The organism is Streptomyces gottesmaniae (assembly GCF_031845845.1).
GTDB classification, from domain to species: domain Bacteria; phylum Actinomycetota; class Actinomycetes; order Streptomycetales; family Streptomycetaceae; genus Streptomyces; species Streptomyces akebiae.
Genome location: NZ_JAVRFJ010000031.1, coordinates 21,006 through 44,639, shown reverse-complemented (window position 1 = coordinate 44,639; position 23,634 = coordinate 21,006). Strand labels below are relative to the sequence as shown.

Here is a 23,634-nt window from a genome sequence, read left to right as displayed (position 1 = left end):
AAGCGCTTCGAGGGAAGGTAAGGGCGGGTTCAGAGTGCGTCAATGGGTGCACGGGAATTCGTCCGGATCATCGCGACCGGCAGAGCCAGGGCCGCCGCGGCCACCGGTACCGCGAAGCCGGTCGCGCCGGAGGCGAAGCCGGTGCCGGCCGCCGGGGCGTGTTCCGCGACCCAGCCGCCCAGCGCCGATCCGCCCGCTATCCCGCCGAGCAGACCGGTGACGGCGAGGGTCATGCCCTCGTTCAGCCGGCCCCGCGGGGTGCGCCGCTGGACCAGGGCCATGGCGGTGACCATCGTGGGAGCGGTGGCCATGCCGGCGAGCAGGAGGGCCGGGGCGAGGAACAGCAGGGACCCGGTGCCGGCGGCGGCGAGCCAGGGGAGAGCCATGAGGGCGGTCATCGCGGCGAGGCACCGGCAAAGGCGGCGCTCCGCCGGGCCCGTCACCCGCAGCGCGCCGTAGGCCAGCCCCGCCGCGCAGGAGCCGGCCGCCTGCAGGCCGAGGATCACCCCCGCCCAGGAGGCATGGCCCCGGGCGTCCGCGTAGGCGATGGTGACGACCTCCAGGGACCCGAAGACCGCACCGGTGGCGAGGAAGACGGCGAGGAGCGGCGGGATGCCGGGGGCGCGCAGGGGGGACTTCGCGGTCGTACGGCCCGTGGGCGGCGGTTCCGTGGCGCGCTGGGCGGCGAAGAGCAGGACGCCCGTCATGCAGAGCAGGCCGCCGACCAGGGTGCCGGCCTCGGGGAACAGGGTGGTGCAGAGGACGGCGGCGAGGACCGGGCCGAGCATGAAGCAGAGTTCGTCCGCCGCCTGTTCGTAGGAGTTGGCGGTGTGCAGGGCGGCAGGGTCCCCCTTCAGGAGATGGGCCCAGCGGGCGCGGGACATGCCGCCGGTGTTGGGGGCCGTGGCGGTGGCCGCGTACGAGGCGAACAGGGTCCAGTCCGGGGCGTTCCAGTGGACACAGGCGATCAGGCAGAGGCCGCCGAGGAGGGCGACGGCGGTGGCGGGTACGGCGATCCTGGCCTGGCCGTGGCGGTCCACCAGCCGGGCGGTCCAGGGGGCGACCAGGGCGGTGGCGCCGAGGCCGGTGGCGACGACCGCGCCGGCGAGGGCGTAGGAGCCGCGGGCGTCGGCGATCATCAGGATCGCGCTCACGCCGAACATGCCCATGGGGAGGCGGGCGAGGAGGGCGGCCGCGGCGAAGCGGAGGGTGCCGGGGTGCTGGAAGAGGGCGCGGTAGGGGGTGGGGGCGCCTGAGGGGGTGGGGGTGCTTGTTTCGTCGGCGGGTGCGGATGGGTGGGGCTTCTCGCGCAGTTCCCCGCGCCCCGTTCGGGGCGCTGTCCTCGGGCGGCGACGAGAAGAGAAGTCGGCTGCCACGAGGGTGTCGGCGGTGACGGTGAGCAGGGGCGTGCGTGGGTGGTCGGGTTCGGGTCTCGGCATGTGGCCTACCGTCGCCCGTTCCTTGATCCACCGTCCAACACCTGCTCCGTCGTCATTCACGCACTTCAGTTGTAGATTCGCCGGATGTCCGCCGCCCCGTACGCCGTCGATCCTCGGCTTCTCCGCGGGTTCCTCGCCGTCGCCGAAGAACTGCACTTCACCCGGGCCGCCGCTCGGCTCTACGTCGCCCAGCAGGCACTCAGCCGGGATGTCCGGCGGCTGGAACGGGAGTTGGGGGTGGAGCTGTTCGTGCGCAGCACCCGGCAGGTGGTGCTGACGGGGGACGGGGAGCGGCTGGTGCCCCACGCGCGGCGGGTGCTGGAGGCGCAGGAGGAGTTGGTGGCCGCGTTCCGGCAGGCCCGGCCCCTGCTGGTGGACCTCAACTCGCCGGGGCTGGCCACCGGCGCGCGGGTGCTGCGGCGGGCCCGGGAACTGGCGCCGGAGCTGGAGCTGATGGCCCGCTACGAGAGCGGACTGACGTACGCGGCGGCCGAGATCCTCGCGGGGCGGCTGGACGTGTCGTTCGGGCGGTTCGCGGGGCTCGAACCGGCGGTCCGGGTCGGCCTCGCACAGCAGCCGGTGCGGTACGCGCCGATGACGGTGATCCTGCCCGAGGACCACCGGCTGGCCGCACTGGACGCCGTACCGCTGGCGGAACTCGCGGGCGAGCGGGTGTACGCCGGGGCCGGGAACCCCCGTACGCCGGAGTGGACGGATCTGGCGGCGCGGCTCTTCGAGGGGCGGGGGATCGAGCTCGCGCCGCCCGCCCCGCTGGCCGTGGGGGAGGAGGAGTTCCGGCGGATCATGGCCAAGACGAGGTCACCGGTACTGGCGGTGGTGGACTTCCCGCCCATGCCGGGCACGGTGGCGCGGCCGCTCGTCGACCCCGTACCGCTGTCCCCGGTCTCGCTGGTGTGGCGGAAGGGGCTCCGCCATCCCGGGCTCGACGCGTTGCGGCGGGCCGCCGCCGAGCTGGCGGAGGCGGGAGTATGGCTGTCACATCCGGCGGACGGGTGGATTCCGCCCACAGATGCACTCATCATGATGACCTTCATCTGACGTCACACACATGCACATCTTTCCCGCCCATACATTCGTTGGCCCGGGTGCGTGTGAATGGGTGGGGCGCCCCGGATCGGGTGGGGGCCCGGTCCGGTACAGGAAAGTGCGACAGCCCGGCATCGAACACGCACCTGGAACGATCCCGTGGGGGGAAGTGCGTGCACGTCGACAACTGGCCCAAGGGCATTCAGCCGAAGCGGACCGAGGGCGAGGGCCCGGGTCCGGGCCGTGATGGTGGTGGCGGTGACTCGGGAAACGAGGTGGTCTGGCCCGACGCCGCCGGCAGGACGGGAGCGGTCTCCCAGGTGGAGGCGGCGCCCTGGGAGCGGCCCGACCAGCCCGGGCGCAACCACGATCCGCACGAGGTGACCGTCCAACTCGACGGCGTCGGGCGTGAGGTGGAGGAGGGAACCGGCAGACACGCCGGGAAGAACGGGGACGCGGCGGGTGCCGGTCAGGACTCCGACGGGCCGGTCTTCGTCGACGAGTCGGGGCGGCGCCGCAACCTCTACCGGCGGCTCGGTATCGCCGTCGGCACCGCCTGCGCGGCGTACGCCGTGGTCATCGTCGGCACCCTGGTGTCGGGCAACTCCGACGCCCCCTGGCTGCCGGTGCCGATGCAGAAGGACGACAAACCGGCGAGCAAGGTGGACACACCTCCGCTGCCGGCCGAGTCGGACGAGCGGTCCGACACGGCGGACGGTTTCGTACCCGACTCCGGTCCGGGCGGCGGCCGCGCGGGAGCGACGGTCTCGCCCGGCGGCAAGTCGCCGACCGGTGCGTCGGGACGGGCCCGGCAGCCCGAGTCGTCCGCCGGTGCCGAGCCCTCGGCCCGGCCCAGCGCCGGCGTGGTGCCGCAGCCGAAGCCGAGCACCAGCGCCGAGGACCCCGAGCCGTCCGCCTCCGCGTCCGAGCCGCCGAAGGTCGACCCCAGCCCCTCGGCCTCGCCGTCGCCCACGCCCTCGGACACCACCGACCCCGGCCCCGCTCCGGACGGCGGCACGGACACCGTCGCCGGCGGTCCGGCCTCCCCGGCGCCCGTCGAGCCCGCCCCGGCGACCTCGGACGGCTCACAGAGCCCGCAGGAGCCGTCGAGCCCGCAGGACCCGCAGAACCCGGAGACACCCGCCTGATGACCCGCTCCCAGCGCGGCGGCACGCCCTCGCGTGCCGCCAAGCGCCCCACCCGCTCACCGCGTTCCTCGACGAGCGGTACGGGCGGCACCGACGACACCACGGAGAACGGCTCCGCGAAGCGTGCGCGCAGGAGCCCGAAGAAGCGTTCCGGGCGGCGGGTGCCGCTGCGTCATCTGCTCCCCTGCGTCCTGCTCCTCGCCCTGATGGCCATGCTCATGCTGCGCGGCTACGTGCACAGCGAGATCCTCGCGGACCACCGGGTCCGGCCGCCCGTCTCGAACGACCGGGTGCCGAAGGACATACTGAAGGGCGGGCCCGTCATCGACACCCGCTCGGAACGCCGCCTCAGCCTGGACATCCCCGACTACGAGCTGGTCCTGACGTTCGACGACGGGCCGGACCCCCGGTGGACCCCCAAGGTCCTCGACATGCTGAGGAAGCACGACGCCAAGGCCGTCTTCTTCATCACCGGCACCATGGCCTCCCGCTACCCGGACCTGGTCCGGCGCATGGTCGACGAGGGCCACGAGATCGGTCTGCACACCTTCAACCACCCGGACCTCTCGCTCCAGACGAAGGACCGCATCGACTGGGAGCTCTCCCAGAACCAGCTGGCGCTCGCGGGCGCCGCCGGTATCCGCACCTCGCTGTTCCGGCCGCCGTACTCGTCGTTCTCGGAGCGCATGGACAACCGGACGTGGCCGGTGACGCAGTACATCGGCAGCCGCGGCTACATCACCGTCGTCAGCGACACCGACAGCCAGGACTGGCAGCGGCCGGGTGTCGCCGAGATCATCCGCCGGTCCACGCCCGAGCGCGGCGAGGGCGCGGTCGTGCTGATGCACGACTCCGGCGGCGACCGCTCGCAGACCGTCGCCGCGCTGGACCGCTACATCCCCCAGCTCCAGGTCAAGGGCTACAAGTTCGACACCCTGACCGGCGCCCTGAAGGCCCCCAGCGCCCATACCCCGGTCACGGGCCTCGGCCTGGTGAAGGGCAAGGTCTGGGTCACCCTGGTGCAGGTCTCGGAGAAGACCACGAGCGTCCTCGTCGTCGCCCTCGCGGTCGTCGGCGTCCTCGTCCTCGCCCGCTTCGGCCTGATGCTGATCCTGTCGGTCGCGCACGCCCGCAAGGTCCGCCGCCGCGCCTTCCGCTGGGGCCCGGACGGGCCGATCACGGAACCCGTCTCGGTGCTCGTCCCCGCGTACAACGAGGCCAAGTGCATCGAGAAGACGGTCCGTTCCCTGGTGGCGAGCGACCACCCCATCGAGGTGCTGGTCATCGACGACGGCTCCAGCGACGGCACGGCCGGCATCGTCGAGGAGCTGGGCAAGGACCTGCCGGGCGTCCGCGTCGTACGGCAGCTCAACGCGGGCAAGCCCGCCGCCCTCAACCGGGGCATCGCCAACGCCCGGCACGAGATCATCGTCATGATGGACGGCGACACGGTCTTCGAACCGTCCACCGTCCGCGAACTGGTCCAGCCCTTCGCCGACCCCCGGGTCGGCGCGGTCGCCGGTAACGCCAAGGTCGGCAACCGGGACACCCTCATCGGCGCCTGGCAGCACATCGAGTACGTGATGGGCTTCAACCTCGACCGCCGGATGTACGACATCCTGCGCTGCATGCCGACGATCCCCGGCGCGGTCGGGGCGTTCCGCCGCGAGGCCCTCGAACGCGTCGGCGGGATGAGCGAGGACACCCTCGCCGAGGACACCGACATCACCATGGCCATGCACCGCGACGGCTGGCACGTCGTCTACGCGGAGAACGCGCGCGCCTGGACCGAGGCCCCGGAGTCCGTCCAGCAGTTGTGGTCCCAGCGCTACCGCTGGTCGTACGGCACCATGCAGGCGATCTGGAAGCACCGTGGCTCGTTCTTCGACCGGGGGCCCTCCGGCCGCTTCGGACGCGTGGGCCTTCCGCTGGTCTCGCTGTTCATGGTGGTGGCGCCCCTGCTGGCCCCGCTGATCGACGTGTTCCTGCTCTACGGGCTGATCTTCGGGCCCACGGAGAAGACGATCGGCGCCTGGCTGGGCGTCCTGGCCGTCCAGGTGGTCTGCGCGGCCCTGGCGTTCCACCTGGACAAGGAGCGCATGACCCATCTGATCTCCCTCCCCCTCCAGCAGCTCCTCTACCGCCAGCTCATGTACGTCGTCCTGCTCCAGTCGTGGATCACGGCGCTGACCGGCGGCCGGCTGCGCTGGCAGAAGCTGCGGCGGACGGGTGCCGTGGGGCTGCCCGGCGCGCCGCCGGAGGGTGCCGTGCCCCAGCAGCAGACGGGGGAGCGGAGGCCGGTCGGATGAGCACCCTCGCGCACGGCTCCACGCCGCCCGACTCCTCACACCCCGGCTCACAGGACGACTCGCGGCCCGGCTCGCCCGCGCCGGGTGTGCCCCCGCAGGCCGGCGCCGGACCGCAGGACCCGCCCGCCCGCGCCCCCGGCCGGGACCGCTACTTCGACCTCCTCAGGGCCCTCGCCCTCTTCCGGGTGGTGCTCTACCACCTCACCGGCTGGGCCTGGCTGCCGCTCCTCTTCCCCTCCATGGGCGTGATGTTCGCCCTCGCCGGCCACCTCATGGCGCGCTCGCTGAGGCGCCCGGCCCTGGGTGTCGTCCGGGGCCGGCTCCGCCGACTGCTGCCGCCGGTGTGGCTGCTGGGTGTCGTCGGCGTGACGGCGATGGTGGTCCAGGGATGGGGGCCGGACGCGGACGGGCACCCCGCCTGGTGGTGGTTCCACCTCACGTTCTGGATCGTCCCGATCAGCGACCCGCCGTACGCCGAGGGCCTGCCCGGAGTCCAGGGCCTCATCGGCGCCGACTGGGCCGGGGAACTCGCCGGACCTCTCTGGTACGTCCGCGCCTACCTCTGGTACGTCGTCCTCTCCCCGCTGCTGCTCCGCGCGCTGCGGGCGGTACCGGCGGTGACGGTCCTCGCTCCGATCGCGCTGGCCGGGGTCTTCGAGCTGGGTCTGCTCCAACTGCCGGGCGAGCGGTTCGCGTCGGGGCTGACGGACTTCAGCACGTTCGGCGCCTGCTGGATCCTCGGCATGGCCCACCAGGAGGGCATCCTCGCGCGCCTTCCGCGCTATCTCGTCCCCTCCGTGGCCCCGGCGGTCGCCCTGGTCGGTCTCTGGTACGCCCTGAACCACGACTTCGGCACCGGCAACGACCTGGACAGCATGCCGTTCGCCCAGGCGCTCTGGTCCGTCGGCACGGTGGCGCTGCTGCTGCACATCAGCCCGTCGTGGCAGGAGTGGCCGGACCGGCTGCGCCGCTGGGACGGGCTGATCACCCTGCTCAACGCCCGTGCCGTGACGATCTATCTCTGGCACAACACCTGCATCCTGATCGCCGCGACCCAGTGGGACCGGCTGTGGAACGTGGTGTTCCTCGAACAGCACGTCCCGTGGCTGCTGGAGAGCGTCTGGCCCGTGCTGGTCGTGACCTGGCTGCTGATCGCCCTCTGTGTCGTCGCCTTCGGCTGGGCGGAGGATCTGGCGGCCCGGCGCAGGCCGCGGTGGTGGCCGGCCCGTCGTGTACTGAGCCGGTAACCAACCGGGATACGCACTTGCGTACGACTGACCGGGTGTTGGATGTTGGGCTCGCTTGAGGCAGGTGTTCCTCGCACTGCTCGCCTCGTCGAAGCGACTCAAGGAGTGACACCCGCCGATGACCCAGCCCCCCGGCCAGCCGCCGTACGACGGTTACGGAACCCAGCCGCCGCAGCAGCCGTACCCGGGGTCGTACCCGCCTCCGGGCCAGGTGCCCGGTCAGCCGCCGAACCCGTACGCGACGGCTCCGCAGCAGCCGTACGGGGCCGGCGGGCAGCCGCCGTACGGGGCGCCGGGCGGGCCGGGGGCGGGGAACTACGGGCCTCAGTACGGGGGTTATCCGCCGCCGCCCCCGCCCTCCGGTGGTAGCGGTGGCAAAGTCGCGCTGATCATCGTGGCCGTCGTGGCGGCGCTCGCGGTGATCGGCGGGGGAGTCTTCCTCCTCACCGCCAACGGGGACGACGACACCACGGCCAAGCCCGAGCAGAGCGTCTCGGCCACGGAGACCGGCTCCGCGACCCCGACGGAGGAGGCCACCGGGGACGACGCCGCCGACGAGGGCACCGGAACGCCCGACGGCGGTCTGGACGACGGCGGCTCGAGCACCGCGCCCGCCAAGGGCGTCGAGGGCCAGTGGCAGGACGACGAGGCCCGGACCCTGACCATCGGTGCCGAGCAGACCAGCGGTGACGGCAAGGGCCAGCACCCGCTCTCCTACATCGACATGGTCGGCGGCAAGGGCATCATGACCGGCGTCGGTGCCTACCGCGACGAGAACAACTTCCGTATGGCCCTGACCCCCATGGCCTCGAAGGACGTCAGCGACGAGGACGTCACCTTCGCCACCGTCCGCCGCTCCGGCGACGACGTGGTCATCACCTGGGAGGCCGGCGGCACGGACACGCTCAGCTATGTGGGCGAGTCGTCGAGCTGACGCGCTCCGGTACGTCGGTGGGGGGTGGGCCGGGTCTCCGGCCCACCCCCCACCGCTGTGTCCCTGTCTCCCGCTCGTCGCCGATCCCACCATGGGGGCCGGGGCAACCAAGCGGTGGGGCGGTGGCGACTGAGGGGGAGGGAAGGAGCGTCCACCATGAAGAGCGATGCCGCTCACATCGACGAGTTCGCGGCCTGGATACAAGGCGTGATGCGGGCGCGCGGGTACGACATCGACAGCCCTCGGGGCGGTGGAAAGACCAAGCTCGCCGAGGACGCGGGGGTGCACCGGGCGGCCATCACCCGGTTGCTGCAGCGGCAGAGCATGCCCGATCTGGACACGATGCGCGGTCTGTCCAGGGCGCTCGGCATCCCCGTGCGGGAGGTCCTGATCCGCTCGGGCAAGCTGACCGAGCAGGACCTGCCCCCCACCCACACGCCACCCGGGACCGGCACGGTCCCCGGCGACCCCACGCTCACCGCCGAGCAGGCGGCGGCCGCTCTCGGCATCCCGGAACACCTGCGGGCGGCCTTCGTCCAGATCACCGAACAGCTCCGACGCGGCGCCCCCGACGCCCCGGAAGCGGGCGGGGGCGACCAGGCGGGTACCTGACCGTCCCCACCACCTGAGCCCTCCCTGACCCCGACCCCGACCTCGAGGCCGCGTGCGGCAGTCGTCGTACGCGGCCTTCGCGCGCTCAGCCCGGAACACCGTTCGTGCTTGCGCACGCTGTGCGCAATGCGTACGGTGTTCCAGGCCGCCGCGCAACGCACGGCGGCGGCCCCGCCCGCACACGTCCCGGAGGATCCGCCATGTCTCAGCCCGCCGCCCCCGCCCCTGTCCCCGCCCTCGACCTCGCCCACTGGCAGCGTCGCCTCGACACCCTCCGCGCCGCCCACGACGTGCCCGGCGCGAGCCTCGCCTTCGTCGTCGACGGCGAGGTCCACGAACTCGCGAGCGGGGTGCTCAGCCGCGCGACCGGCGTGGAGACCACCACCGACTCCGTCTTCCAGCTCGGCTCGATCGCGAAGGTCTACACCGCCGCCCTCGTCATGCAGCTGGTGGAGTCCGGCGAACTCGACCTGGACGTCCCGGTGGTGAAGGTGCTGCCGGAGTTCGCGACCGTCGACCCGGCCGCCACCGAGGTCATCACGCCCCGCATGCTGCTCTCCCACACCAGCGGCCTGACCTGCGACTTCCACATCGACACCGGGCGCGGCGACGACGCGATCGCCAGGTACGTCGAGGCCGCGAAGGGCGTGGCGATGGACTGCCCGCCGGGTACGGCGGTGTCGTACAGCGGCATCGGATACGTCGTCCTCGGCCGGATCGTCGAGGTGCTGACCGGGCTGACCTGGGACCAGGCGCTCAAGGAGCGGGTGTTCACGCCGCTCGGGCTGACGCACTCCATGACCCTGCCCGAGGAGGCGCTGCCGTTCCGCGCGGCGATGGGACACCTCGCGGGGGAGGACGGGACGCAGACGCCGGCCCCGGTCTGGGACCTGATGCCACGCGCGGCCGGACCGGGCGCCCGGGTGCTCGCCACCGCCGGGGACGTCGTCCGGTACGCGAAGGCCCACCTCGACGGCGGCGCCGGCGTCCTCCGCCCCGAGACGGTGAGGGCCATGCAGGCCCGCGAGACCGACGTCCCGGACAAGTGGACGGTCAGCGCCGACGGCTGGGGCCTCGGCTGGACGCTGTACGACTGGGACGGCGTCCCGGGCTACGGCCACGACGGCGCCGCGACCGGCCAGTACGCCTTCCTCCGTGTGGTGCCCACCGAGGGCGTCGCCGTCGCGTTGCTCACCAACGGCGGCGCCTCCCGCCTCCTCTACGCCGACCTGCTGCGCGAGTTGCTGGCGGAGCTGGCCGGGATCACGCTGCCCGCCCCGTTCGCCCCGCCCGCCGAGCCGCCCACCGTCGACATCACGCCCTGGACCGGTACGTACAAGAGGGAGGGAGTCGTCATCACGATCGGCGAGAGGAACGGCACACCGCACCTCACGTACGCCTTCGTGGACGGCATGGTCGGCTACTCGCCGGACCTGGAGATGGAACTCGTGCCCTTGTCGGACACGGTGTTCGCCGGGGCGGGCGGCGGCGCCTCGTTCGCGGAGGACTGGATGCCTGTGGTCTTCGCCACGCTCAGCGACGGCACCCGGTGCGCCTACATTGGCATGAGGGCCGCGCCGAAAGTGGCGTGACCACCGGGTATCCGCCAGGTGTCCACCCGGTATGACGCCCTGCTCACCGATTCCTCACCGGCCGGTCCGCCCGCTCGTGAGAGCAAAGTTCCTTTCCGGTCACCCAGTGCCACAGGCAGGAAACGCGCTCTCCCTACCTTCGGGACTCATCACCCCTCATCACCGCATCGCGACACCGGAGCCCGGAGAACGTGGAGGCGTCATGACAGCCCCGAGCACTGCCCCCGCATCGAGCAGGGGAGGCCGCTGGATTCAGCACTGGGACCCTGAGAACGAAGCCTTCTGGAACGAGACCGGCGAGAAGGTCGCCCGTCGCAACCTCTTCTTCTCGGTGCTCTCGGAGCACATCGGCTTCTCCATCTGGACCGTCTGGTCGGTGATGGTGCTCTTCATGGGCCCCGAGTACGGGCTCACCCCGGCCGACAAGTTCTTCCTCGTCTCGATGGCCACGCTGGTCGGCGCCATCGTCCGCATCCCGTACACCTTCGCGGTGGCGATCTTCGGCGGACGCAACTGGACGGTCGTCTCCGCGAGCCTGCTGCTGATCCCGACCGTCGCGGCCTTCGTCGTGATGGAGCCCGGGACCTCGTTCAACACGTTCCTGATCTGCGCGATGCTCGCCGGCATCGGCGGCGGCAACTTCGCCTCCTCCATGACGAACATCAACGCCTTCTTCCCGCTGCGGAAGAAGGGCTGGGCGCTCGGTCTCAACGCGGGCGGCGGCAACATCGGCGTCCCGGTGGTGCAGCTCATCGGTCTCGCCGTCATCGGCGCCGCCGGCGGTCCCCGTGTCCTGCTCGGGATCTACATCCCCTTCATCGTCATCGCCGCGGTCCTCGCCGCCGTCTACATGGACAACATCGCGTCCGTGAAGAACGACACCGGTGCCGCGAAGGACGCCGTGAAGGAGGGCCACACCTGGATCATGTCCTTCCTCTACATCGGCACCTTCGGCTCCTTCATCGGCTACAGCTTCGCCTTCGGCCTCGTCCTGCAGACCCAGTTCGGCCGTACGCCCCTGGAGTCCGCGTACGTCACCTTCATCGGCCCGCTGCTCGGCTCGCTGATCCGGCCGGTGGGCGGCGCACTCGCCGACAAGTACGGCGGCGCCAAGATCACCCTGTGGAACTACGTCGGCATGGCCGCCGCCACCGGGATCATCGTCATCGCCTCCATGCAGAAGTCGCTGCCGCTCTTCACCACCGCGTTCATCGTGCTCTTCGTCCTCAGCGGCCTGGGCAACGGCTCCACCTTCAAGATGATCCCGGGCATCTTCCAGGCCAAGGCCCTCGCCAAGGGTCTGGAGGGAGAGGAGGCCGCGGCCTACGGACGCCGTCTCTCCGGTGCCTCCATGGGCATCATCGGCGCGGTGGGCGCCCTCGGCGGCCTCGGCATCAACCTGGCCTTCCGGCAGTCCTTCCTCTCCGTGGGCTCCGGCACCGGCGCCTTCGTCGCCTTCCTCGCCTTCTACGGGCTCTGCTTCGCGGTGACCTGGGCCGTATACCTTCGCCGCTCGGCCTCGAACGCCTCTGCGACGACGGCCGCGACGGAGGCGAAGCCGCAGCTCAGCTACGCCGAGGTGTGACATCGCCCATGCTGTGACACGTGCGACGTAACACCAGCGACATCAAGCCGAACCGAGCCTGTCACGCGCCGTTGACAGGCTCGTTCGGCATGTGGGCGCGCCAATCGGTGCACCCGCACAGAGCTTCGACTGAGTGCAACGACTCGACTGCGGGACGAGAGCCATGTACGACGAACAGCAGCGACCCGAGCGATCAGATCGAGCCGATCGACCAGACAGGACGGTTCTGATGGATCGGATGGACCGGACAGATCGAACGGACCGGACTGACCGCACCGACCGAGCGGACCGGGTGGCGCAGACCGAACACGGGCCGCTCGCCGGCTTCACCGTGGGCGTCACCGCCGCCCGCCGTGCCGACGAGCTCGGGGCACTGCTCCAGCGCCGCGGCGCCGCGGTCCTGCACGCCCCCGCGCTGCGCATCGTGCCGCTCGCCGACGACAGCGAACTGCTCGCCGCGACCAAGGGCCTGCTCGACCAGGCACCCGACATCGTGGTGGCGACGACGGCCATCGGCTTCCGCGGCTGGGTCGAGGCGGCGGACGGCTGGGGCCTCGGCGAGGCCCTGCTCGACCGGCTGCGGGGTGTCGAGGTCCTGGCCCGCGGACCGAAGGTGAAGGGCGCGATCCGCGCCGCCGGTCTCACGGAGGAGTGGTCCCCCTCCTCCGAGTCCATGGCCGAGGTGCTCGACCGTCTGCTGGAGCAGGGGGTCGAGGGCCGCCGCATCGCCGTCCAGCTCCACGGCGAACCGCTCCCCGGCTTCGTGGAGTCCCTGCGCGCCGGGGGAGCGGAGGTGGTCGGCGTCCCCGTCTACCGCTGGATGCCCCCCGAGGACATCACCCCCGTGGACCGCCTCCTCGACGCGACGGTCGGCCGCGGCGTCGACGCCCTCACCTTCACCAGCGCCCCCGCGGCGGCGTCCCTGCTCTCCCGCGCCGAGGACCGGGGCCTGCTCCCTGAGTTGCTCAACGCGCTGAACCACGACGTCCTCCCCGCCTGTGTGGGCCCGGTGACCGCCCTGCCGCTCCAGGTCCACGGCGTGGACACGGTCCAGCCCGAACGCTTCCGCCTCGGCCCGCTCGTCCAACTCCTGTGCCAGGAACTCCCCGGCCGCGCCCGCACGCTGCCCGTCGCCGGCCACCATGTGGAGATCCGCGGCCACGCGGTCCTCGTCGACGGGGCCCTGCGCCCCGTGCCCCCGGCCGGCATGTCCCTGCTCCGCGCGCTCTGCCGCAGGCCCGGCTGGGTCGTCCCCCGCTCCGACCTCCTGCGCGCCCTCCCCGGCGCGGGCCGCGACGAACACGCCGTGGAGACGGCGATGGCCCGCCTCCGCACGGCCCTCGGCACCCCGAAACTGATCCAGACCGTGGTCAAGCGCGGCTACCGCCTGGCCCTGGACCCGGCAGCGGACGCGAAGTACGACGCGTGAGGGACGGACCGGCGGTCTTCGGCCGCGGGTCCGTCAGGGCCTGCGGCCCGTGCTTCTCGCCCTGAGGGCCGAAGGCCCGAAAGGGGCGCGGGGAACTGCGCGACCAGCCCCCACCGGGCGGACGGCTGGGGGTCGAAGGGGCGCAGCCCCTTGAGGACGGGACGGGATGGGGCGGCGGGGGCGACCCAACCCGCCCGAGCACCGCAGGTTCCCCTCACCGGGTGCGCCCAGGCACTGTAAGGGGTACGTACCTCTCAAACGCACCCCTGCCGGCCGGCAACCCAAGGGCGGTGACAGGCACATGGCACACCCCCAACCCCCTCGCTTCGACTGCGGCCACCTCTGCCTGGACTTCCTCACCACCACCCACCCCGAGGAACAACTCGACTCCCCGACCGGCCTGCGCGCCTGGATCACCGCCGCCCACCTGGTCCCCGAGGGCACCCCCCTCGACCACGTCACCCCCACTGGCTGGTCGGCTTCAGAGAACTGCGCGGCCACATCGCCCGGTTGGTGCGCCCCGCCCCCGACCGCGCCCCGGACCCCCGCGCCTTCGACCTCTCCCTGGCGAGGGTCAACGACCTGGCCCGCGCGGCGACTCCGGTCCTCCGTGCCGTCCGCGGCGCCGACGGCACCCTCACCCGCGCGCTCGACCACACCCCCGACTGCGCCGCGCTGCTCGCCCTGCTCGCCCGTGACACCGTGGAGCTGCTCACCGACCCCGACGCCTGCGCGAGCCTGCGCCAGTGCGCCGGTGACAACTGCCCCGTCGTGTACGTCGACACCTCCCGCGGCCGGCGCCGCCGCTGGTGCTCCAGCGAGATCTGCGGCAACCGCGAACGCGTGGCCCGCCACCGCCGCCGGGCCGATCTGGCCCGTGCCCGCGCGTAGTTGGCACCGAAATGCCCACCCGCCCTACCCCGTCGGGAAGTTGGGCAAACCCCGGGTAGCCGTAAAGAAGCAGCAGTGCTGTTTTTCACATCGCGACGCGGGTGTCTTCACAGTTCCCGTCCAGGCGTGCCGGTTTAAGCGTGGATATGGAACCACTTGTCCCCCACCTGCCTCACTTTTCCCGCGTTGAATCGAGAAAGTTGTGGCTCAACTCTGAACACACAACTGGTTACCTACGTATCCCGATGTGAGCGACCGACTGGGGGAACCCCCGGACACCGGAGGTAGCCGTGCGCAAGGATTCCGCTGTGGCCGATGAACGCCCGCACAGGGCCCGACATCGCGCATCACAGCCCTCAGAGCCAGACGAGGAGCTGATGCGCGCGCTGTACCGCGAGCACGCTGGACCCTTGCTCGCGTACGTGCTGCGTCTGGTCGCGGGCGACCGCCAGCGTGCCGAGGACGTTGTGCAGGAAACTCTCATCAGGGCCTGGAAGAACGCCGGTCAGCTCAATCGAGCGACCGGATCGGTACGCCCCTGGCTGGTGACGGTCGCACGCCGCATCGTCATCGACGGCCACCGCAGCCGGCAGGCCCGGCCGCAGGAGGTCGACCCGTCGCCGCTGGAGGTCATCCCCGCGGAGGACGAGATCGACAAGGCGTTGTGGCTGATGACACTGTCGGACGCGCTGGACGACCTGACCCCTGCCCACAGGGAGGTCCTGGTCGAGACCTATTTCAAAGGGCGTACGGTCAATGAGGCGGCCGAGACGCTTGGCATCCCCAGTGGCACCGTCCGCTCCCGGGTGTTCTACGCCCTGCGGTCGATGAAGCTGGCTCTAGAGGAGCGCGGGGTGACGGCATGAGCAACATCTACGGGGGGTATGGACCGGGAATGCCCGGATCTGTGCAAGGAGCCCAAGGTTCCGGCGACAACATCCACGAGACCGTCGGCGCGTACGCCCTCGGGATACTGGACGACGCCGAGGCCACACAGTTCGAGATGCATCTCGCCACGTGCGAGTGGTGCGGACAACAGCTCGACGAGCTGGCCGGTATGGAACCGATGCTGGCCGCGCTCGCCGACCTGCCCGCTGCCCAGGGCACACCTGCCATCGGCGAGTCCCTGTCGGCGAAACCGACCACCGGACTCGCGGACCGCCTGGTCGGCGAGGTCGTCCAGCACCGCGCGAAGAAGAGCCGACGGAACTTCTTCATGCTGGCGGCCGGTGTCGCCCTGATCGTCGGCGGCCCGACGGCGGTGTTCGCGACGACGGGCGGCGGGGACGAGGCGCCGAAGGAGGGGCAGACCTTCAGCGCGGCGCAGGACTCCTTCACGCACATGGGCGCGAAGGACAAGGTGTCGTCCACCGACGCGTCCACGCAGGTCACCGCCACGGTCGGCATGGAGTCCAAGGCCTGGGGCACGCACGCGGTCCTGGAGCTGAAGAACGTCAAGGGTCCGGAGAAGTGCTCGCTGATCGCCGTCGGCAAGAACGGCGAGCGTGAGACGGTCACCTCCTGGTCCGTCCCGGAGTGGGGCTACGGCATCAAGAACGCCAAGACCGAGCAGGCGAGGAACCCGCTCTACGTCCACGGCGGCGCGGCCTTCACCCCCGACGAGATCGACCACTTCGAGGTTCTGACCTTCAGCGGCAAGAAGCTCGTCTCGGTCAAGGCGTAACCCGTCGAGGCGAAACGCCACTCCTCGCGGCAAGCAGCGGACGGACCCCGGTAGGGCACATAGCCTGGCGGGGTCCTTTTCGCGTACGGTGGACGGCTGCCCAGCACGTCAGAAGGGGGCCCGGGTGGCCGCTCAGGTTCAGCAGGAAACGCTCGACTCCGCTCACGACTCGGTGCGTGAGAAGGAGATCGGCGTCGAACAGGAACATCTGGACCGGGTCTACCGGCGTCTCGAGGAGAAGATCCACGAGGCGGAGTTCCTGATGAACGACGCGGCCAAGCGCGGTCAGGTCGGCACCCCGGGCGCGCTCGCGGAGCGGGACGCCCAGGTCTTTCGGGCGGGCATCCACCTGAACCGCCTCAACAACGAGTTCGAGGACTTCCTCTTCGGCCGGATCGACCTGCTGCTCGGCAAGGACGGCAAGAAGGGTCCGGACGGCGCGTACACCGCCGTCGAACCGGCCGAGGGCGCGGTGCGCCCCGACAGGACCGCCGACATCGCCGAGACCCTGCACATCGGCCGCATCGGCGTCCTGGACTCCGACTACGCGCCGCTGGTCATCGACTGGCGGGCCCCGGCGGCCGCCCCCTTCTACCGCTCGACCCCGGTCGACCCCGGCCGGGTCGTCCGCCGCCGGGTCATCCGCTCCAAGGGCCGCAAGGTGCTCGGCGTCGAGGACGACCTGATGCGCCCCGAGCTGAAGGCCTCCCTCGACGGCCACGAGCTGCCCGTCATCGGCGACGGCGCCCTCATGGCCGCCCTCGGCCAGGCCCGCAGCCACACCATGCGCGACATCGTCGCCTCCATCCAGGCCGAACAGGACCTGGTGATCCGCGCCCCCGCCGCCTCGGTGACGTACGTCGAGGGCGGCCCCGGCACCGGCAAGACGGCCGTCGCCCTGCACCGCGCCGCCTACCTCCTCTACCAGGACCGCCGCCGGTACGCGGGCGGCATCCTGATCGTCTCCCCGACCCCGCTGCTGGTCGCCTACACCGAAGGCGTCCTGCCCTCCCTCGGCGAGGAGGGCCAGGTCGCCATCCGCGCCATCGGTTCCCTGGTCGACGGTGCCGAGGCCACGCTGTACGACTCCCCGGCCGTGGCCCGCGCCAAGGGCTCGTACCGCATGCTCAAGGTGTTGCGGAAGGCCGCCCGGGGCGCCCTGGAGTCGAGCGACGCGCCCACCCGCCTGCGGGTCGTCGCCTTCGGCCGGCGCCTCGAACTGGAGGCCCCCGAACTGGACCGCGTCCGCCGCAACGCGCTCAGCGGCACGGCCCCGGTCAACCTGCTGCGCCCCCGGGCGCGCAAGCTGCTGCTGGACGCCCTGTGGTCCCAGTCGGGCGCGGCCGGCCGCCACACCGATCCGGAGCTGGCCGCCGAACTGCGCTCCTCCTTCGACGAGGACATCACGAGCGAGGACGCGTTCATCGCCTTCCTCGACGCCTGGTGGCCCGAACTGACCCCGCGCGGCGTGCTCGCCGCCATGGCGGACGAGCGCCGCCTCGGCCGCTGGGCCCGCCGCATCCTCAACCCGGGTGAGGTCCGCCGCGTCGCCCGCTCCCTGAAACGGGACGGTCTGTCCGTGCACGACGTCGCCGTGCTCGACGAACTCCAGGCGATCCTCGGCCTCCCGGCCCGCCCCAGGAAGAAGCGCGAACTCGACCCGCTGGACCAGCTCACGGGCCTGGAGGAGCTCATGCCCGTACGCGAGGAGACCCAGCGGGAGCGGGCCGAGCGGCTGGCGCAGGAGCGCACCGAGTACGCGCACGTCATCGTCGACGAGGCGCAGGACCTGACGCCGATGCAGTGGCGGATGGTGGGCCGCCGCGGCCGCCACGCCACCTGGACGGTCGTGGGCGACCCCGCCCAGTCCTCCTGGTCCGACCCCGACGAGGCGGCCGAGGCCCGGGACGAGGCCCTGGGCACCCGCCCCCGCCGCCGCTTCACCCTCACCGTCAACTACCGCAACCCGGCCGAGATCGCCGAACTGGCGGCGAAGGTGCTGGCCCTGGCCATGCCGGGCTCCGAGTCCCCGTCGGCGGTCCGCTCCACCGGGGTGGAGCCCCGCTTCGTCACGGCGGCCCGCGACACCCTCGCCCGTACGGCCCGCGCGGAGGCCGCCCGTCTGCTGGACCTCGTCGACGGCACGGTGGGCGTGGTGGTCGCCATGAACCGCCGGGAGGAGGCCGCCCGCTGGCTGGCCGGCCTCGGTGACCGTGTGGTGGCCCTCGGCAGCCTGGAGGCGAAGGGCCTGGAGTACGACGCCACGGTGGTCGTCTCCCCGGCGGAGATCGCGGACGAGTCCCCGGCCGGGCTGCGGGTGCTGTACGTGGCCCTCACCCGGGCGACACAGCAGCTGACGGTCGTGTCGGCGGAGAGGGACGACCCCGACGCGAACGGAGTCCCCGACCTGTTGCGGGACTGACGCGCGGGCGGGACTGACGCGAGGAGCCCCACCGGACCGCACCGTCGGCGCGCCCCCGACCCCCCGAGCTCCAAGGCGCCCCAAAAACAACTCCCGTACGGGAATGGCCTTACGGGATCTGTTTGTTAGCCTGGGTGTGGCACCGGCTCGATCCAAGCCCCCGGGCCCAACCTTCGTCGCTTAGAGCGACCACTTGCCGCGAGGCGAGCATGGCGGGTCGGTGCCACTGAACGTAGGAAGAGGTCCACGTCGAATGTGACGTGGACCTCTTCTTGTTGAGAACAAAACGTTCTCAACCCCGGACGGCTAACGCCTACCCGGCGGTAGGTGCGACGATCGGACGGCAAAACGCAGCAAACGCAGTAGCAGAAGTACGCGAAAGCAGAGGAAGTCGGCCATGGCAACGGCGCCCAGCGTCTCCTACTCGATGACGGTCCGGCTGGAGGTGCCCGCGAGCGGAACCGCGGTCTCCCAGCTCACCGGAGCCGTCGAGTCCCACGGAGGCTCGGTGACCGGCCTCGACGTGACCGCGTCCGGCCACGAGAAGCTCCGCATCGACGTCACCATCGCCGCCACCTCCACCGCGCACGCCGACGAGATCGTCGAGCAGCTGCGCCACATCGAGGGCGTGACGCTCGGCAAGGTCTCCGACCGTACGTTCCTGATGCACCTCGGCGGCAAGATCGAGATGGCGTCGAAGCACCCCATCCGCAACCGTGACGACCTCTCGATGATCTACACCCCCGGTGTGGCCCGCGTCTGCATGGCGATCGCCGAGAACCCCGAGGACGCCCGCCGCCTCACCATCAAGCGCAACTCCGTTGCGGTCGTGACGGACGGCTCCGCCGTGCTGGGCCTCGGCAACATCGGCCCCAAGGCCGCGCTGCCCGTCATGGAGGGCAAGGCGGCCCTCTTCAAGCGGTTCGCCGGCATCGACGCCTGGCCGATCTGCCTGGACACCCAGGACACCGACGCGATCGTCGAGATCGTCAAGGCGATCGCCCCCGGCTTCGCGGGCATCAACCTGGAGGACATCTCCGCGCCCCGCTGCTTCGAGATCGAGGCCCGCCTGCGCGAGGCCCTCGACATCCCCGTCTTCCACGACGACCAGCACGGCACCGCGATCGTCGTCCTCGCCGCCCTCACCAACGCACTTCGCGTCGCGGGCAAGGCGATCGGGGACATCCGCGTCGTCATGTCGGGCGCCGGCGCGGCCGGTACGGCCATCCTCAAGCTGCTCCTCGCCGCCGGTGTGAAGAACGCCGTCGTGGCCGACATCCACGGTGTCGTGCACTGCGACCGCGACGACCTGGTGGACGCCGCCTCCGACTCGCCGCTGCGCTGGATCGCCGACAACACCAACCCCGAGGGCCTCACCGGCACCCTCAAGGAGGCCGTGCGCGGCGCCGACGTGTTCATCGGCGTCTCGGCCCCGAACGTCCTCGACGGCGACGACGTGGCCGCCATGGCGGACAACGCCATTGTGTTCGCTCTCGCGAACCCGGACCCCGAGGTCGACCCCGCCGTCGCCCGGCTGACGGCGGCCGTCGTGGCCACCGGCCGCTCCGACTTCCCGAACCAGATCAACAACGTGCTGGTCTTCCCGGGTGTCTTCCGCGGTCTCCTCGACGCCCAGTCCCGCACCGTCAACACCGAGATGATGCTGGCCGCCGCGACCGCGCTCGCGGACGTCGTCACCGAGGACGAGCTGAACCCGAACTACATCATCCCGAGCGTCTTCAACGACAAGGTCGCGGGCGCGGTCGCCGGCGCGGTGCGCGAGGCCGCGAAGGCGGCGGCGTCGGCCTGAGCCCCCGCTGTGACGGTGACCACGGCCCCGCGCCGTCGGCGCGTCGCGGGACCGGAGGGCTTGCGCCGCCCTTTAGTGTGGCGGCCAAGCTCAGGCCTGCCGCGACGCCCATGGGCGTTCGTGTGACTCCCAAGGGTGTTCGTGTGACTCCCCAGGGGTGCCGGATTGGCTTTCCCGCCGCAGGTGAGTGCAGGATGCGTTTCTGGGCGCGAGGGTCTGACGACGGACCCGGGTCCGCCTCAACGGCAAGAAGAACACGGGAGTAACAACATGAACCGCAGTGAGCTGGTGGCCGCGCTGGCCGACCGTGCCGAGGTGACCCGTAAGGACGCCGACGCCGTGCTGGCCGCGTTCGCCGAGGTCGTCGGCGACATCGTCGCCAAGGGCGACGAGAAGGTCACCATCCCCGGCTTCCTGACCTTCGAGCGCACCCACCGTGCCGCTCGCACCGCTCGTAACCCGCAGACCGGCGACCCGATCCAGATCCCGGCCGGCTACAGCGTGAAGGTCTCCGCGGGCAGCAAGCTCAAGGAAGCGGCCAAGGGCAAGTAACCTTGCCGGCTGTCTCGCACGGGATGGTGTGCGGCGCGTAGAACGCCTGATGGGGGCGGCACCTGGTCTTCCAGGTGCCGCCCCCATCGTCGTAGGGACATCGGGTGCGGGCCGGTGGAGCCGGTCGCGCGGTTCCCCGCGCCCCCTACGGGGCGCGGGCCCCTAGCCCAGTGCCTTGCCCGGCAGCTCGACCTTCGCGCCGAGCTCCATGAGCTTCTCCATGAAGTTCTCGTAGCCGCGGTTGATCAGCTCGATGCCGTGGACCCGGGAGGTGCCCTGGGCCGCGAGGGCGGCGATGAGGTACGAGAAGCCGCCGCGCAGGTCGGGGATGACCAGGTCGGCGCCCTGCAGACGGGTGGGGCCGGAGACGACCGCCGAGTGCAGGAAGTTGCGCTGGCCGAAGCGGCAGTGCGAGCCGCCGAGGCACTCGCGGTAGAGCTGGATGTGCGCACCCATCTGGTTCAGCGCCGAGGTGAACCCGAGCCGGGACTCGTAGACCGTCTCGTGGACGATCGAGAGGCCGGTGGCCTGCGTCAGCGCGACGACCAGGGGCTGCTGCCAGTCGGTCTGGAAGCCCGGGTGGACGTCCGTCTCCAGCGCGATCGACTTCAGCTGGCCGCCCGGGTGCCAGAAGCGGATGCCCTCGTCGTCGATCTCGAAGGCACCGCCCACCTTCCGGTAGGTGTTCAGGAACGTCATCATCGAGCGCTGCTGGGCGCCCCGGACGTAGATGTCGCCTTCGGTCGCCAGCGCGGCGGACGCCCAGGAGGCGGCCTCCAGGCGGTCCGGGAGCGCCTTGTGGTTGTAGCCGCCGAGCGAGTCCACACCGGTGATGCGGATCGTGCGGTCGGTGTCCATCGCGATGATGGCGCCCATCTTCTGCAGGACGCAGATGAGGTCCTCGATCTCCGGCTCGATCGCCGCGTTCGCGAGTTCCGTCACGCCCTCCGCGAGGACGGCCGTGAGCAGCACCTGCTCGGTCGCGCCCACCGACGGGTACGGCAGCTGGATCTTGGTGCCCCGCAGTCGTCGCGGCGCCTCCAGGTACTGGCCGTCCTCCCGCTTCTCGATCTTCGCGCCGAACTGCCGCAGCACCTCGAAGTGGAAGTCGATCGGCCGACCGCCGATGTCGCAGCCGCCGAGGCCGGGGATGAACGCGTGGCCGAGGCGGTGCAGGAGGGGGCCGCAGAAGAGGATCGGGATGCGCGACGAGCCCGCGTGGGCGTCGATGTCGGCGACGTTCGCGCTCTCCACGTTCGTCGGGTCCATCACCAGCTCGCCCGGCTCGTCGCCGGGGCGGACCGTTACGCCATGCAGCTGCAGCAGCCCGCGCACGACCCGTACGTCGCGGATGTCGGGCACGTTGCGCAGCCGGCTCGGACCGCTGCCGAGCAGCGCGGCGACCATGGCCTTGGGTACGAGGTTCTTCGCACCGCGGACACGGATCTCGCCACTGAGCGGGGTGCCGCCGTGTACAAGCAGTACGTCGTCAGAGCCGTTGACGGTCATGGATCTCGCGTTCCGTGGAGTTGGGCAGAGGCGTGTTGCGGCGTGGGCGGACGGCCGACGGACCCGTTGTGCGGGGGCCGGCGCGGCGCGAGCCGGAGAGCTAGCGTAATCGCCGCCCACCCCCCTTCCGTAAGCCCAAGTGCTTCTCAGCCACGTCATGGATTCGCCACAACACGAACCGTTCACCGTCGGCCACGGGGGGTCACCGCGCAGGCCCGTGCGCCCCCCGCGCCCGCCCGTCTCCCCTCACCACCCCACCGGAGGTCCCGCGGGCCGCTGGCCTGGATTCATGGCCGCGCGCACACCGCTAGGGGCATTGACTCCCCGTACACGGGCGGGATGCGGGATCATGTCTGGCATGACCGAGGTGTCCTCGCTCACAGGGCGGCTGCTCGTGGCCACGCCCGCCCTGGCGGACCCGAACTTCGACCGCGCTGTCGTGCTGCTCCTCGACCACGACGAGAAGGGCTCGCTCGGCGTGGTCCTCAACCGGCCCACCCCGGTGGACGTCGGCGACATCCTGGAGGGCTGGGCGGATCTCGCCGGCGAACCCGGGGTGGTCTTCCAGGGCGGCCCGGTGCAACTGGACGCGGCGCTGGGGGTGGCGGTGATCCCCGGCGGCGGCTCGGTGGACCGGACCCCGCTCGGCTGGCGGCGCGTGCACGGCGCGATCGGCCTGGTCGATCTGGAGGCCCCGCCGGAACTGCTGGCCTCCGCGCTCGGCTCGCTGCGCATCTTCGCCGGGTACGCGGGCTGGGGCCCCGGCCAGTTGGAGGACGAGCTGGCCGAGGGCGCCTGGTACGTCGTCGAGTCCGAACCCGGCGACGTGTCCTCCCCCTGCCCGGAACGGCTCTGGCGCGAGGTCCTGCGCCGCCAGCGCAGCGAACTCGCGATGGTGGCCACGTACCCGGACGACCCTTCGCTCAACTGATGCGTGTGCGCTTCAGTACCCTTGGCGTCATGAGCACTCTTGAGCCCGAGCGCGGTACTGGTACGGGGACCCTCGTCGAGCCGACGCCGCAGACGTCGCACGGCGATGGTGACCACGAGCGCTTCGCCCACTATGTCCAGAAGGACAAGATCATGGCGAGCGCCCTCGACGGCACGCCCGTCGTGGCGTTGTGCGGGAAGGTGTGGGTCCCGGGCCGCGACCCGAAGAAGTACCCCGTGTGCCCCATGTGCAAGGAGATCTTCGAGTCCCTCGGCGCGGGCGGCGACGACCAGGGCGACGGCAAGAAGTAATCAGGGCGCGATCGGCTCGGGAGCGCTGTCGGCGGGTGCTCCCGAGCTTTGTCGCGCCCTTTGTGCTGAACGTCGTTGCAGGGGACGCTTCTTCGGATCACAAGGTGGTTGAGACCTCTTGTGGTCATGTTCCTGTACTCCATAGCCTCCGGTGTGTTGTGTAGAGCAGAACGCCCGTTGCA

18 protein-coding genes and 1 pseudogene are annotated in these 23,634 nt (G+C 71.3%); 17 read left to right on the top strand and 2 right to left on the bottom strand.

Features of this window, described 5'->3' with window-relative positions; genetic code table 11:
* Nucleotides 1-29: 29 nt before the first annotated feature.
* The gene (locus RM704_RS30150; RefSeq protein ID WP_311591376.1) at nucleotides 30-1,439 is read right to left on the bottom strand and encodes an MFS transporter; all 1,410 of its coding nucleotides are present in this window, start codon (nucleotides 1,437-1,439) and stop codon (nucleotides 30-32) included.
* Between the two features lie 84 nt (nucleotides 1,440-1,523).
* Between RM704_RS30150 and RM704_RS30145 the strand changes: the two genes are divergently transcribed.
* The 15 genes and pseudogenes from RM704_RS30145 (at nucleotide 1,524) to RM704_RS30075 (ending at nucleotide 20,701) form a co-directional block, all read left to right on the top strand.
* Nucleotides 1,524-2,498 carry a LysR family transcriptional regulator gene (locus RM704_RS30145; RefSeq protein WP_033524978.1) on the top strand — a complete coding sequence of 325 codons (975 nt, stop codon included), beginning with the start codon at nucleotides 1,524-1,526 and terminating at the stop codon, nucleotides 2,496-2,498.
* 161 nt (nucleotides 2,499-2,659) lie between these two features.
* Nucleotides 2,660-3,634, top strand: coding sequence for a hypothetical protein (locus RM704_RS30140; protein WP_311591375.1), 975 nt, complete (start codon nucleotides 2,660-2,662; stop codon nucleotides 3,632-3,634).
* Nucleotides 3,634-5,943 carry a bifunctional polysaccharide deacetylase/glycosyltransferase family 2 protein gene (locus tag RM704_RS30135; protein WP_033524979.1) on the top strand — a complete coding sequence of 770 codons (2,310 nt, stop codon included), beginning with the start codon at nucleotides 3,634-3,636 and terminating at the stop codon, nucleotides 5,941-5,943. Before RM704_RS30140 ends, RM704_RS30135 begins: the two co-directional genes overlap by 1 nt.
* Nucleotides 5,940-7,190: an acyltransferase family protein gene (locus tag RM704_RS30130; RefSeq protein ID WP_078936911.1), complete on the top strand. Its 1,251-nt coding sequence runs from the start codon at nucleotides 5,940-5,942 to the stop codon at nucleotides 7,188-7,190. The genes RM704_RS30135 and RM704_RS30130 overlap by 4 nt, the downstream gene beginning before the upstream one ends.
* A gap of 118 nt (nucleotides 7,191-7,308) precedes the next feature.
* Nucleotides 7,309-8,124, top strand: a complete 816-nt coding sequence (locus RM704_RS30125; protein WP_033524980.1) for a hypothetical protein — start codon at nucleotides 7,309-7,311, stop codon at nucleotides 8,122-8,124.
* 156 nt (nucleotides 8,125-8,280) lie between these two features.
* The gene (locus tag RM704_RS30120) at nucleotides 8,281-8,736 is read left to right on the top strand and encodes a helix-turn-helix domain-containing protein (RefSeq protein WP_033524981.1); all 456 of its coding nucleotides are present in this window, start codon (nucleotides 8,281-8,283) and stop codon (nucleotides 8,734-8,736) included.
* A gap of 200 nt (nucleotides 8,737-8,936) precedes the next feature.
* The gene (locus tag RM704_RS30115) at nucleotides 8,937-10,328 is read left to right on the top strand and encodes a serine hydrolase domain-containing protein (protein WP_033524982.1); all 1,392 of its coding nucleotides are present in this window, start codon (nucleotides 8,937-8,939) and stop codon (nucleotides 10,326-10,328) included.
* 202 nt (nucleotides 10,329-10,530) lie between these two features.
* Complete coding sequence (locus RM704_RS30110) at nucleotides 10,531-11,913, top strand: nitrate/nitrite transporter (RefSeq protein WP_033524983.1); 1,383 nt, start codon at nucleotides 10,531-10,533, stop codon at nucleotides 11,911-11,913.
* A 238-nt stretch (nucleotides 11,914-12,151) separates the two neighbouring features.
* A complete protein-coding gene (locus tag RM704_RS30105) occupies nucleotides 12,152-13,342 on the top strand; it encodes a uroporphyrinogen-III synthase (RefSeq protein WP_052145794.1) in 1,191 nt (396 codons plus the stop codon).
* A 301-nt stretch (nucleotides 13,343-13,643) separates the two neighbouring features.
* A pseudogene (locus RM704_RS30100) lies at nucleotides 13,644-14,233 on the top strand (CGNR zinc finger domain-containing protein).
* 290 nt (nucleotides 14,234-14,523) lie between these two features.
* Nucleotides 14,524-15,099 carry a sigma-70 family RNA polymerase sigma factor gene (locus RM704_RS30095; protein ID WP_013003188.1) on the top strand — a complete coding sequence of 192 codons (576 nt, stop codon included), beginning with the start codon at nucleotides 14,524-14,526 and terminating at the stop codon, nucleotides 15,097-15,099.
* 29 nt (nucleotides 15,100-15,128) lie between these two features.
* The gene (locus RM704_RS30090) at nucleotides 15,129-15,917 is read left to right on the top strand and encodes an anti-sigma factor family protein (RefSeq protein ID WP_192829543.1); all 789 of its coding nucleotides are present in this window, start codon (nucleotides 15,129-15,131) and stop codon (nucleotides 15,915-15,917) included.
* Nucleotides 15,918-16,041: 124 nt separating this feature from the next.
* Nucleotides 16,042-18,339: a HelD family protein gene (locus RM704_RS30085; RefSeq protein ID WP_033524986.1), complete on the top strand. Its 2,298-nt coding sequence runs from the start codon at nucleotides 16,042-16,044 to the stop codon at nucleotides 18,337-18,339.
* A 397-nt stretch (nucleotides 18,340-18,736) separates the two neighbouring features.
* Nucleotides 18,737-20,149 (top strand): NAD-dependent malic enzyme, encoded by a 1,413-nt coding sequence (locus tag RM704_RS30080; RefSeq protein WP_033524987.1) that lies wholly within the window; start codon nucleotides 18,737-18,739, stop codon nucleotides 20,147-20,149.
* A gap of 270 nt (nucleotides 20,150-20,419) precedes the next feature.
* A complete protein-coding gene (locus RM704_RS30075) occupies nucleotides 20,420-20,701 on the top strand; it encodes an HU family DNA-binding protein (protein ID WP_005486790.1) in 282 nt (93 codons plus the stop codon).
* Nucleotides 20,702-20,863: 162 nt separating this feature from the next.
* Here RM704_RS30075 and murA read toward each other — a convergent pair whose 3' ends face one another.
* A complete protein-coding gene (murA, locus tag RM704_RS30070; protein WP_033524988.1) occupies nucleotides 20,864-22,210 on the bottom strand; it encodes a UDP-N-acetylglucosamine 1-carboxyvinyltransferase in 1,347 nt (448 codons plus the stop codon).
* A gap of 358 nt (nucleotides 22,211-22,568) precedes the next feature.
* Here murA and RM704_RS30065 point away from each other — a divergent pair, with 358 nt between their 5' ends.
* Both RM704_RS30065 and RM704_RS30060 read left to right on the top strand, forming a co-directional pair.
* On the top strand, nucleotides 22,569-23,141 hold the full coding sequence (locus tag RM704_RS30065; RefSeq protein ID WP_033524989.1) for a YqgE/AlgH family protein: 573 nt from the start codon (nucleotides 22,569-22,571) through the stop codon (nucleotides 23,139-23,141).
* Between the two features lie 29 nt (nucleotides 23,142-23,170).
* On the top strand, nucleotides 23,171-23,452 hold the full coding sequence (locus tag RM704_RS30060; RefSeq protein WP_005486786.1) for a DUF3039 domain-containing protein: 282 nt from the start codon (nucleotides 23,171-23,173) through the stop codon (nucleotides 23,450-23,452).
* Nucleotides 23,453-23,634 lie beyond the last annotated feature (182 nt).

Excerpts from the sequence above, each read along its gene's own strand:
- RM704_RS30135 (WP_033524979.1), top strand. The coding sequence starts at position 3,634 with ATGACCCGCTCCCAGCGCGGCGGCACGCCCTCGCGTGCCGCCAAGCGC.
- RM704_RS30130 (WP_078936911.1), top strand. The coding sequence starts at position 5,940 with ATGAGCACCCTCGCGCACGGCTCCACGCCGCCCGACTCCTCACACCCC.
- RM704_RS30105 (WP_052145794.1), top strand. The coding sequence starts at position 12,152 with ATGGACCGGACAGATCGAACGGACCGGACTGACCGCACCGACCGAGCG.
- RM704_RS30120 (WP_033524981.1), top strand. The coding sequence starts at position 8,281 with ATGAAGAGCGATGCCGCTCACATCGACGAGTTCGCGGCCTGGATACAA.
- RM704_RS30075 (WP_005486790.1), top strand. The coding sequence starts at position 20,420 with ATGAACCGCAGTGAGCTGGTGGCCGCGCTGGCCGACCGTGCCGAGGTG.
- RM704_RS30065 (WP_033524989.1), top strand. The coding sequence starts at position 22,569 with ATGACCGAGGTGTCCTCGCTCACAGGGCGGCTGCTCGTGGCCACGCCC.
- RM704_RS30150 (WP_311591376.1), bottom strand. The coding sequence starts at position 1,439 with ATGCCGAGACCCGAACCCGACCACCCACGCACGCCCCTGCTCACCGTC.
- RM704_RS30145 (WP_033524978.1), top strand. The coding sequence starts at position 1,524 with ATGTCCGCCGCCCCGTACGCCGTCGATCCTCGGCTTCTCCGCGGGTTC.
- murA (WP_033524988.1), bottom strand. The coding sequence starts at position 22,210 with ATGACCGTCAACGGCTCTGACGACGTACTGCTTGTACACGGCGGCACC.
- RM704_RS30125 (WP_033524980.1), top strand. The coding sequence starts at position 7,309 with ATGACCCAGCCCCCCGGCCAGCCGCCGTACGACGGTTACGGAACCCAG.
- RM704_RS30080 (WP_033524987.1), top strand. The coding sequence starts at position 18,737 with ATGGCAACGGCGCCCAGCGTCTCCTACTCGATGACGGTCCGGCTGGAG.
- RM704_RS30060 (WP_005486786.1), top strand. The coding sequence starts at position 23,171 with ATGAGCACTCTTGAGCCCGAGCGCGGTACTGGTACGGGGACCCTCGTC.
- RM704_RS30115 (WP_033524982.1), top strand. The coding sequence starts at position 8,937 with ATGTCTCAGCCCGCCGCCCCCGCCCCTGTCCCCGCCCTCGACCTCGCC.
- RM704_RS30110 (WP_033524983.1), top strand. The coding sequence starts at position 10,531 with ATGACAGCCCCGAGCACTGCCCCCGCATCGAGCAGGGGAGGCCGCTGG.
- RM704_RS30090 (WP_192829543.1), top strand. The coding sequence starts at position 15,129 with ATGCCCGGATCTGTGCAAGGAGCCCAAGGTTCCGGCGACAACATCCAC.